Source organism: Paenibacillus lacisoli, from assembly GCF_030580655.1.
GTDB classification, from domain to species: Bacteria; Bacillota; Bacilli; order Paenibacillales; family Paenibacillaceae; genus Paenibacillus; species Paenibacillus lacisoli.
Map to the genome: position 1 here is coordinate 180146 of NZ_JAUQTB010000007.1, position 10795 is coordinate 190940.

8 protein-coding genes and 1 pseudogene are annotated in these 10795 nt (G+C 51.0%); 6 read left to right on the forward strand and 3 right to left on the reverse strand.

The features are described 5' to 3' along the window. Window positions 1–250: 250 nt before the first annotated feature. Together Q5741_RS14035 and Q5741_RS14040 are read left to right on the forward strand one after the other, a co-directional pair. The gene (locus tag Q5741_RS14035) at window positions 251–1177 is read left to right on the forward strand and encodes a LysR family transcriptional regulator (RefSeq protein WP_305024723.1); all 927 of its coding nucleotides are present in this window, start codon (window positions 251–253) and stop codon (window positions 1175–1177) included. Window positions 1178–1284: 107 nt separating this feature from the next. Then, complete coding sequence (locus Q5741_RS14040) at window positions 1285–2145, forward strand: hypothetical protein (protein ID WP_305024724.1); 861 nt, start codon at window positions 1285–1287, stop codon at window positions 2143–2145. 64 nt (window positions 2146–2209) lie between these two features. Here Q5741_RS14040 and Q5741_RS14045 read toward each other — a convergent pair whose 3' ends face one another. Next, window positions 2210–4036, reverse strand: a complete 1827-nt coding sequence (locus tag Q5741_RS14045; protein ID WP_305024725.1) for a B12-binding domain-containing radical SAM protein — start codon at window positions 4034–4036, stop codon at window positions 2210–2212. 12 nt (window positions 4037–4048) lie between these two features. After that, window positions 4049–5923, reverse strand: a complete 1875-nt coding sequence (gene recQ, locus Q5741_RS14050) for a DNA helicase RecQ (protein ID WP_305024726.1) — start codon at window positions 5921–5923, stop codon at window positions 4049–4051. Between the two features lie 333 nt (window positions 5924–6256). Here recQ and rlmD point away from each other — a divergent pair, with 333 nt between their 5' ends. The 3 genes from rlmD (at window position 6257) to Q5741_RS14065 (ending at window position 9191) form a co-directional block, all read left to right on the forward strand. After that, window positions 6257–7927 (forward strand): 23S rRNA (uracil(1939)-C(5))-methyltransferase RlmD, encoded by a 1671-nt coding sequence (rlmD, locus tag Q5741_RS14055; RefSeq protein WP_305024727.1) that lies wholly within the window; start codon window positions 6257–6259, stop codon window positions 7925–7927. 368 nt (window positions 7928–8295) lie between these two features. Further along, the gene (locus Q5741_RS14060; protein ID WP_305024728.1) at window positions 8296–8511 is read left to right on the forward strand and encodes an acetyl-CoA acetyltransferase; all 216 of its coding nucleotides are present in this window, start codon (window positions 8296–8298) and stop codon (window positions 8509–8511) included. 272 nt (window positions 8512–8783) lie between these two features. Next, complete coding sequence (locus Q5741_RS14065; protein ID WP_305024729.1) at window positions 8784–9191, forward strand: YkvA family protein; 408 nt, start codon at window positions 8784–8786, stop codon at window positions 9189–9191. Window positions 9192–9355: 164 nt separating this feature from the next. Here the strand turns inward: Q5741_RS14065 and Q5741_RS14070 are convergent, their stop codons facing one another. Next, complete coding sequence (locus Q5741_RS14070; RefSeq protein WP_305024730.1) at window positions 9356–10306, reverse strand: helix-turn-helix transcriptional regulator; 951 nt, start codon at window positions 10304–10306, stop codon at window positions 9356–9358. Between the two features lie 120 nt (window positions 10307–10426). Between Q5741_RS14070 and Q5741_RS14075 the strand changes: the two are divergent. Continuing rightward, window positions 10427–10729: pseudogene (locus Q5741_RS14075) on the forward strand (VOC family protein); the annotation flags it as partial. Window positions 10730–10795: the final 66 nt, after the last annotated feature.

The window sequence follows — 10795 nt, forward strand, 5'->3', positions numbered from 1 at the left end:
TTGATGATCCCTTTCTTTGTTCAGCATTTGTACAGTGGATCGCTCAGTAGCTCTCACTCTCTTACAGAAACCAGTCTACCTGTGGAAATCACTGCCTGTATTAGAGATATGTAAAATGAAAATTAATTTTATCAATGAACAGTTTTAACATTCATAGATTTAATCTATAGATAGAGGCATGTAAAGGAGTACTGCAGTTCATTCAGATATAGCATGCTATCCGGTATAAAGGCGGGGAAATGAACCCATGATGAATATCAACTTGTTAAAGCTGCAAATTGTCGAGCTGCTCGAGAAGCACCGCAAAATTACGACCGTAGCCGATCTGCTGGGGCTCAAACAGCCGACCGTTACCTTTCATATGAAAAATCTGGAGCGTGATTTCGGTGTCAAGCTGTTCGATGCCCGTATGGGACGAATTATCCTGACGGATGCCGGATACGCGCTGCTTCATTATGCCTCCAAAATCAATGCCCTCGCTCAAGAAGCCCAGCGTGTCGTTGGTGAGTTCGATTCCCTGCGTCAGGGGACATTATCCATCGGGGCAAGTTACGTCCCGGCTACGTATATCCTGCCTGCGGTGATTCATGATTTTACCCGAATCTACCCGGGGATCCGTATCTCCCTGTCAGTCAAGACAGCACCCGTCATCACCCAGATGCTGCACGCTCACCAGATCGATATCGGCATCATCTCAACCGGTTCCTTCCATACACCCCCGCTGGTTTCGCAGACTATCTGCAGAGATGAGCTGGTGCTGATCTGCTCTCCGGCTCACCCCTTCGCAGATGCACAGACGTGGACACCGGAATGGATCGCGGCCTCCTCTTTCGTGCTGCACGGGAAGGAATCCAGCACCCGGCGGATCACGGATCAATGGCTGGACAAACAGGGCATCCATCTCTCTTCCCGTCTGGAGCTCGATTCACTGGAAGCGATCAAGCAGGCCGTCATGCTCGGGGATCATGTCTCCTTCATCTCGCGGATGGCTGTACAGGCCGAGGTGTCTCGGGGTCTGCTGTGTATGCGGCCGATCCCCGACCAGCCTGCTGAACGGCATGTGTATGCCATTACGAATCAGGACCGTTATTTATCGGCGACCAGCAGCCGTTTTATCGAGCATCTGGAGAGCTGGCGGCAGTCCTCTCTAGAGTCTATCTTGGTTGACCAAGATTAAATCTTGCTTTTTTTAACCCGTTAATCCCGTTCCCTTGATCTGATGGTGACATAACCCCTTTAGAGTTAGTTACGAATCATGACACTAAGTTCAAGGGAGCTGAACTGATGAAATTAAAATCCAGAACCACCAAGTCGTTTGCCATTGCAGCCTTAAGCGCCGTCATGCTGGCCACAGGCTGGCAGGCACCGTCCACGGCTGAAGCGGCAGCCAATGCTGTCCCTTCTTACGAAGTGAAGTTTATGCTGAAGGCCGATCAAGTACTGAAAAGCGATCATTCGCTGCAGGATCAGGTAGAGAACACGTTTCAGATTGAAGAGCCGGCTGCCCGCCAGCTGGTGGAGTATTTTGACACAGCGTCCCTGGGACTGAATGACTCCGGATGGAATGTGCGCTTCCGCAAGAAAGAGGATAAAAAGAAGTATGAAATGACCTACAAGAAACGGTACACGGTCACCAATGGAGATATTACAGCGGCGCTGAACCAGGCCAACCGCGATGGATTCACGGCATCGGATACCAATTACGATGCGGAGATCGACTGGGGCTACAGCAAGCAGACACTCAGCTTCTCGAATGACAAAGAAACAGCGGCTTCCAAAGGGCTTGTGCTGCCAACCAGCCAGGAAGCGCTTCAGCTGCTATTGGCTAACATTCCCGGCAAGCTGGACAAAACCAATTCCGCCGGATGGGGGACGGCCACACTGAAGCAGTCTTATGCCCATGGCCCGATTTCTGTAAGCAAGTACAAAGGCACCTTTGACGGCCTGGAGACGGATATCGAGCTGTGGCCGATTGCGAAGGCTGATGGGACAGGCACTGAGGATATTGTGGAGATTTCATTCAAGACAGATAGTTACAATACAGCCGCAGCCAGCCGTGCCAAGCTGCTGCAGCTGCTGGAAGCCAAAGGCTGGCTTGTTCCTGCTGATTCCTTGAAGACTAATCTCGTACTTGAGCGGTATTAATGAAAAACCCGCAGCCGGATGTATTTATCCGACTGCGGGTTTTGTCTGGTTCATGGGGTGGAGCTTACTGCATGACTACACCGCTGTTCGCAAGAGGCAGCGTGTAGAACATCGGCTTCTGCTCGGCATGCTGCTGATACACGACCAGCAGCAGGGTGCTGCCCTCAGTCTCTTGAGCTGCGGCGCCTGCCAGCACTTCATTCAGACGGAATGGCAGACGTTCGATAACGGCATGCTTCTGCAGTTCACGTTCACCCAGCTTCAGCTCTGTGAAGGACGGCTGAACAGTCTGCTTCGGCATGACCGGTCCTTCCTTCACAGGCTGCGGTGATAGCAGCTGGTCAGGCTGGCCGGTGATCTGCTGGATATCCGCAGCATAATGATCCTTGTCCGGAGTGAAATCCCACCAGATTTTGCGCGGCTTATACTTGTGGTTCAGGAAGTAATCCAGCTTCATCAGGCCTTGTATAAGGTCCATCCGCTTCGTCTGGCGCTGCGCCAGGAATGCATGCAGGCGGGTAAACAGATCTTCCAGCTGGTGCCCGATCTTCTGCCAACCCTGTCCTTCCCAGTAATCGCCGAACTCCTGGAAGAAATCGAATGGAGACGGGAATTCCTGTTCCATCAAATACTTCAGCGTATAGTCCATCCGGTGTGCGTTCCAATATTTCTCTAGTACATCCTCCAGGCGCTTCAGGCGGACAATGTCGGAGAATGGAAGAACCTCACCGCTGAGAATCTCATATGGCGCATGGTCCATATACGTGTATTTGTATTTATCTGCGTCCAGCCGCAGGCCGGTGCCGCGCAGCATCTTCAGGAAGCCCAGCTGCAGCTCCTCCGGTCCAAGGGCAAATACGTCGTTAAATGTTTTGCGAAACGTATTGTAGTCCTCCAGCGGGAGGCCTGCAATCAAGTCCAGATGCTGATCGATCTTGCCGCTGGCTTTGATCTTGTTCACCGTACGGGTCAGTTTGGCAAAATTCTGGCGCCGCTTCACCAGCTCGTTCGTCGGATCATTGGTGGACTGCACCCCGATCTCGAAACGGAAAATGCCCGGCGGCGCATGCTCAGCAAGGTAATCCAGCACCTCCGGCCGCATGATGTCCGCCGTGATCTCGAACTGGAATACACAGCCGCGATGATTTTCAATCAGAAACTGGAACATTTCCAGCGCATAATCCCGCTTGATGTTAAAGGTCCGGTCCACAAACTTAATGAGCTTGGCCCCGTTATCAATCAGATAAATAATATCTGCCTTGGTGCGCTCAATATCATAATAACGTACCCCCACCTCAATGCTCGACAGGCAGAACTGGCAGCTGAACGGACAGCCGCGGCTGGTCTCGAAATAGACCACTCGCTTGCCCAGATCGGGAATATCTTCTGCAAAACGGTGTGGGGACGGCAGATCATTCAGATCTGCTTTTGGCCGGCCTGGCATGACGACAATCTCCTGCTTCTTGTTCCGGTAGGCCAGACCATAGACGAAGTGGAACTTCTGGTCGCCCTCCAGCTCCTTCAGGAAATGATGAAATGCCTCTTCCCCTTCGCCCACGACGATAAAATCAACATTCGGCAGACGCTTCATCCAATATTCTGTATCGTAAGATACTTCTGGTCCGCCCAGGACAATTTTGACCTCAGGCATGACCTTTTTCAACACGTCAATCACCTTGATCGTCTCTTCAATATTCCAGATGTAGCAGGAGAATCCGATCACGTCCGCATTGCGCTGATACAGATCCGAGACGATGTTCATCACCGGATCCTTAATCGTATACTCGGCCAGTTCAATATCAAAATCCTTCTCGCTGTATGCCTTCAGACAACGGATGGCCAGCGAGGTATGGATGTATTTGGCGTTCAGGGTAGACAAGATGACTTTCATGCTTCACAACCTCTATTCATAATCTTCCTCGTAAAATGTTGTCTCCGCTTCCTGCTCATTCGCGTAAGACTGGAAAAACTCCAGGAACGGCTTGCCGTACTTGCGGTATTTCACCTCGCCGACCCCTTTGACACCCAGCATATCCCGCTCAGTTGCCGGACATACCACGCTCATTTCACGCAGGGTGGCATCGTTGAAAATAATATAGGACGGTACATGCTCCTTCGCCGCCAAATCACGGCGGATCAGACGCAGCTGCTCGAACACCGTCTCGTTAACGGCCGTCGGATAAGCATCGCGACTGCGGCTCCGTCCGTAACCCGATCCCGGCGCGGCTGTGGCATGGCGGACCTTGCGCTGCATCACCTGACGCTGGCCGCGAAGTACCTCGGCTGCGAGCGGCTGCAGACGCACCACCGGATACTGGCCTTCGGTCAGCATCAGATAACCTTCGGTTGCCAGTACGTTGATCAGCTCAGAGATCTCTTTTTCTGTCATGCTGCCCATCACACCGTAGGTCGGCAGGCTGTCGAAGCCGTACTGCAGCACCTTTTTGTTCCGGGAGCCTTTGAGCACGGAGGCCACCATGGATACTCCGTAACGCTCGCGCATCCGGTGGATGCAGGAGAAGATCTTCTGGGCATCCACGGTCATATCGACCAGTTCCCGCTCATCCGTACACGAGCTGCAAATCCCGCAGGGCGTGTCGTCATGCTGCTCGCCGAAGTAATCGAGCTGGGCACTGCGCAGACAGCGGGTCGTATAGCAGTAATCCACCATCTGCTGCAGTTTGCGGTAGTCGTTGGATTTGCGTCCATCCTCGGGATTCTGCTCAATCAGGAACTTCTGAGTGATAATATCTTGTGCTCCGAACAGCAGAATGCACTGACTCGGCTCCCCGTCCCGCCCGGCGCGGCCAGCTTCCTGCACATAGGCTTCCATGTTCTTCGGCATGCTGTTGTGAATGACATAACGTACGTTCGATTTGTCGATCCCCATCCCGAAGGCATTGGTAGCAACAATGACACGAATATCATCATATAGAAAAGCTTCCTGATTCTCCGCCCGTTCCTGATCGGTCATACCGGCATGATAGCGCCCGGCGGAAATCCCGGCCTGCAGCAGACGCTGCTGGATCTCATCCACATCCTTGCGGGTCGCGGCGTAGATAATGCCCGGTTCGGCGCTGTGCTCCCGGACGTAATTCAGGACAAATTCCTTTTTGCTCTCTCCGCGCAGGACGCTGAACGCAAGGTTGTCGCGGCCAAGCCCTGTCACGAAGGTGCTCGGATTGCGCAGGCGCAGCAGACGGATCATGTCCTCCATAACGGCCGGGGTTGCTGTTGCGGTAAATGCCGCCAGAATCGGCCGCTGCGGCAGGCTGTCCACGAACGGCGCCACCGCCAGGTAGCTCGTCCGGAAGTCGTGCCCCCACTGCGACACACAGTGGGCTTCGTCCACGGCAACGCAGTCAATCGGCAGCTGGGCCAGCTCCTCGCGGAACCAGTCCAGCTCCAGCCGCTCCGGTGCCACATACAGCAGCTTGAGGTCGCCACGACGTGCAGCGCGCATCCGGTCGTTCGCTTCGCGTCCAGTCAGTGTGCTGTTGATATATGCCGCGGCAATCCCCATTGTCGTCAGCGCATCCACCTGATCTTTCATCAGGGAGATCAGCGGCGAGACGACGATGGTCAAGCCTTCATGGATCAGGGCCGGAATCTGGTAGCAGATGGATTTACCGCCGCCAGTCGGCATGATGCCCAGCGTATCGCTGCCCTCCAGCATGCTGGCGACGATCCGCTTCTGGCCTTCCCGGAAATCCGGGTAGCCGTAATATTTTTGCAGCAGCTCCCTGGCTTGTTCCAATTGGGGTGCTTGTACACTCATGTTAAACAAAACTCCTTAATTTTCGAAAAATAATCTGCTCCCTCTGCGGCAAGGCCCACTCCGCATGCGGAGCCTTCTTACGATCGCTGCTGCCCCCGGATTTATGGAATGTATAAGGCTAAGTTCGAGTCCTATAACATCTCGTGGACAAGCATACGTTACCAAACAAAACACTTCATCTATATAGTTTACCGGGGATGAGGGTAATGCACAACCGCTGGAGGAAGGTAAAAAAGGGAGTATAACAGGTCTCCAGCCGTCCAATTCGTGGCATTGCGCCCCACGTCATGGTATAGTGGACACGAAACCCAAGAGGATGGAGATTAGACCGTCATGAATGAACCCAAAAACAAAGACAGAAATGAACACAAAAACGCACGTAAGACGGATCGTCAGCAATCCAAACCTAAACAGCAGCCCCGCTCTGGGGCTTCCACATATCGCAAATCGTCGGATTCAAGCAAGACTCCTTATGCCAAGAGCTCAGCCAAATCAGTCGGCAGCAAGCCGGAGAAGCCGGAGTTCAAACATAGTGATCGTGCTGCAGCCGCTAAACCGGCCTACGCCAAGGGCGGCAAGCCTGCCGGGAAGGAGCATCCGCGGCCGCGGCATGCCTCACCGCGTGACAATGCCGAAGAGCTGCAGGTCGGAGACCGTATTGTCGTCACAATCAAGCGCCTGGGCATTAACGGTGAAGGGGTCGGGTACTACCGCCGGAAGGCCGTTTTCATCGATGGTGCGCTGACCGATGAGGTCATCAAAGCAGAAGTAAGCGAAGTACAGCCAAAGTTTATTAAAGCACAGCTTAAGGAAGTCGAGAAAAGATCCCCGCAGCGTATCGAGCCCCCCTGCCCGGTCTTCGGCATCTGCGGCGGCTGCCAGATTCAGCATATTTCGTATGAAGGGCAGCTGCAGGCCAAGACAGACATTGTCCGTGAAGCATTCAGCCGTTACACCGGCCTGGATAATGTGAAGATGAAACCGATCCTCGGCATGGAGCATCCGTGGGACTACCGCAACAAAGCTCAGCTCCAAGTGGAGCGCCGCAGCGGCGAGATAATCGCCGGATTATATGAAGCAGACAGTCACAGTATCGTCGATATCAGCGGATGCCCGATTCAGCACCCTAAGGTGAACGAGACCATCGAGAAGGTTAAGTCCGTACTGGAGGAACTGTCCATTCCGCTGCAAAAAGAAGATGGCCAGAAGGACGGCATTCGCACCATCATCGTGCGTCACGGATTCCAGTCCGATCAGCTGCAGGTCACGCTGGTCTCCACGACCAGCAAGCTGCCGCGTCAGGATGATCTGATTCGCCTGCTGCGTCTTTCGATTGAAGGTCTAGCTGGTATCGCCCTGAACGTCAATCCGAAGAAGACGTCCCTCATCTTCGGTGACCGCACGATTACGTTGTGGGGGGCCGAGACGATGCAGGAATCGTTGAGCGATCTCGAATTTTCTCTCTCTCCGCGTGCCTTCTTCCAGCTGAACCCGCAGCAGACGGTCAAGCTGTATGAGTCTGTCCGTGCTGCCGCCAGCCTGACCGGCAGTGAGACGGTAATCGATGCTTACTGTGGTACGGGAACGATTGGTTTGTGGCTCGCGCCTTATGCCAAGGAGGTTCGCGGCATCGAGACGATCGCCGAAGCGGTGGAAGATGCGAAGCAGAATGCGGAGCGCAACGGCCGGACGAACGCCAGCTTTTACGCCGGAGAGGCGGAAGACCTGCTCCCACGTTGGGTTAAAGGCGGTCTGCGGCCGGACGTTATCATCGCTGATCCGCCGCGGACCGGGCTGGACCGTCGTTTCCTCGATACGGTGCTGAGGACGAAGCCGGAGCGTTTCGTCTACGTATCCTGTAATCCTTCTACTCTGGCGAAGGACTGTAAAGTGCTGCTGGACGGCGGGTATGAGATCAAGTGGGCGCAGCCGGTGGACATGTTCCCGCAGACGAGTCATGTGGAGTGTGTAGTGTTACTTCAATTAAGAAGAACCAACGATTAGGCCCCTCTAGTATCCAAAATGTCATATGAAGTAGAGCAGGCAATATTGTAGTAAATATTCCATTCAGCAAACAGCAGATTGGTTTCCGAAAGACACGGAGTTGCTCTCATCCGTGTCTTTTTTGTTTTCTAGGGCAAGTATAATAATATTGAGGAGGTTTACTAATAAAAAATGGGTATTCATTTCTTTTACTGTTCTATGTTCTTCGCTTTTAGTACTTCCAACCCATGAGGTAAGCGGTACGCTTATCCTGAACCACCGATCACATTTTAACTCATCGTTTCCCAACCAACTAAACACCGTCTCCTATTAAACGCACTGTCAAAAAAAGTAGGAAGTACATACTCTATATCATCTTCTATTAGGGGGTGATACCATTGACAATAGCTCAAATCCGAGCGTTCGCAAAACGTAATGTTGGTAGACGTGTTGAAGTAGAGCTTAAATCAGGCAGGGAGATTGAAGGCGTTATTGTATTTGCGGGTAATTTTTCACTCATTCTTCGTAGAAGAGTACGTGGAGTATTTGTCAGGGTCAGAATTTTTTATCGAAACATTGCAGAAATTGAACGAGATAATGACTAATAACATTCATCCCCTCTAAGATAGAATAGCCCCTATCAAATTAAGATGGGGCTATTTTTTTACTACCTTGACAATGCGAACAGTGCACACGTATGGCTAAGAAGACGCCTTGCTTCTATACAAGGACTAAATGACAGGCGATCCGATAGACTTGTATAATGATTCCATATATGCTCAGCGCCTTTATATAAATAGCAATCGGAATAGCTAATTACATTGTGCGTGCATGATCTTTATGGCAGAGATAACGTTCATTCAAATGGATTAAAAGCGTGCGTGCGACGAAAGGGAGAATTACCATCTTACATAAATTAAAACAAACTGCAAAACTGCTCAAATCCAATCTCATTGTATTGTATCTTTCTTACAGAGACCCTAGAGTGAAATGGTATGCAAAACTGTTTACATTGTGTGTTGTGGCTTATGCGTTCAGTCCCATCGACTTGATTCCCGATTTCATCCCGATTTTAGGCTATATAGACGATCTAATCATTGTCCCACTGGGTATCGTTCTTGCCCTTAAAATGATACCTGGAGATGTTATTGGAGAAAACAAGGCAAAGGCACAAGAGATTCAGGGAAAGCCCAAAAGCTGGGTTACAGCTGCCTTGTTCATCATTGTTTGGATACTGCTTGCAATTTGGATTGCCACGTATATCTATAAGAAGTTCAGGTATTAGAAAGAAAAAAACGTCAACAATCGATTCGCAGCACACGGGACAGACCCGTTCTACGAAACGTTCAGATTCCAGGACCATTCATCCGGAATGACAGGAATGTTCATGGTGATGGATAAATTGTGAACCTTGCTATGACACACAGAGGGGCTCTGCCCCTTTTCCTCTTAATATAACCCCCGGTAATGCCTTAACATTCGTTCCACCCGCTCCTGGATCACCTGCTTCAGAGTCTCCGGTTTAACGGATAACACACCTTCACCGAATCGGATGAAGTAATCAGCGATAAACCCTTCTTCTCCCGGATTGTAAAAGCCCCTGATCAACGTTGTCTCCCCGTCCTCCAGACGCATTGAAGGATAAGGCTCCTTATAATAGAGATCCCTGGCCTGCTCCCGAATCTCCACTTCAAACTCAATACTGCCCTCGGACCGATACCCTTCCTGCGAACGGCGCAGGAGCTCATCAACTGATACCTGTGAGTGCCCCTCCTCTTCCTGAATGCCTGTTATCCGGTCACATCGGAAAACCCGGTATCTCCCCGTATCCGATTCAATCCCGCCGGCGTACCATTGACCAAACCGCGCAGATATTTTGATAAATTGCACCTCATAGGTTTGATAGGCTTGCGTCTGATTTTGCTTCGAATATTGAATGGTGCAGCGGCATTCGTGAAGAATGCTTTGAAGAATCTGATCCAGAAAGCTGCTGATATGGGCATGAGGATAACTCTCCAATTGCAGCACTTTTCTCATCTGATGGATCTGCCTGATCTGCTTCTCAGACAGACAGCTCTCGAATTTCTCATTCAGTGTGTTCACACTCAGATGAAACGGGGTGGATTGATAAGCTTCCAGCGTGAGCATCGCAAAATATAAGGCATACACTTCATCCATCGTGAACACAATCGGGGATAGCAGCGTATTTCTCAGAATCCCATAACGGCCATTCCGCCCATGTTCCGCGTAGATCGGCATGCCTAACTGCTCCAGTGAAGCAATATCCCGCAGAGCCGTACTTTTGGAAATATGGTACCGTTGCATTAGATCATTCAGATTAAAAAACTCCCGGTTGTTCAAGTATCTCATCATGTCATGCAGCCGTTCCGATTTTTTCATCCGTATCTCCTTGCTAAAAGGTGTCATGTATTGAAGCCTTTATCCATTATGATGATCCCAGGCGGACAAATCAACGATCGATGCCCGTCCTTATCTACAGTACAAAGGAGACTTGATTGGATGAGTACAACACTGGAAGCAGCGATTTTTTTATCTATGAATGGAAGAGCAGGCGAAGCGATCCCCTTTTACCAAAAGCATTTGAACGCAGAAGTACAGATGAAAGTAACTTATAGAGACATGGCCGAACGTGACAGCTCTCTGACGGTAACGGAAGTCAATAAGGATTACATCTCACATTCAGTGCTTCAGATCGGAAGGACCAAAATCATGATCGCCGAAGATTCGATGAACCCTGATACTCCCTATATAAAAGGGAACAATTTCTCCCTATGCATTCAGAGTGCCGACCTAGGTCGTGTCTGAAAACTCTTCATTGAGTCAATTTGAAAATGGCAGCCACGTATACAAACGCCAAGAATGACTTAG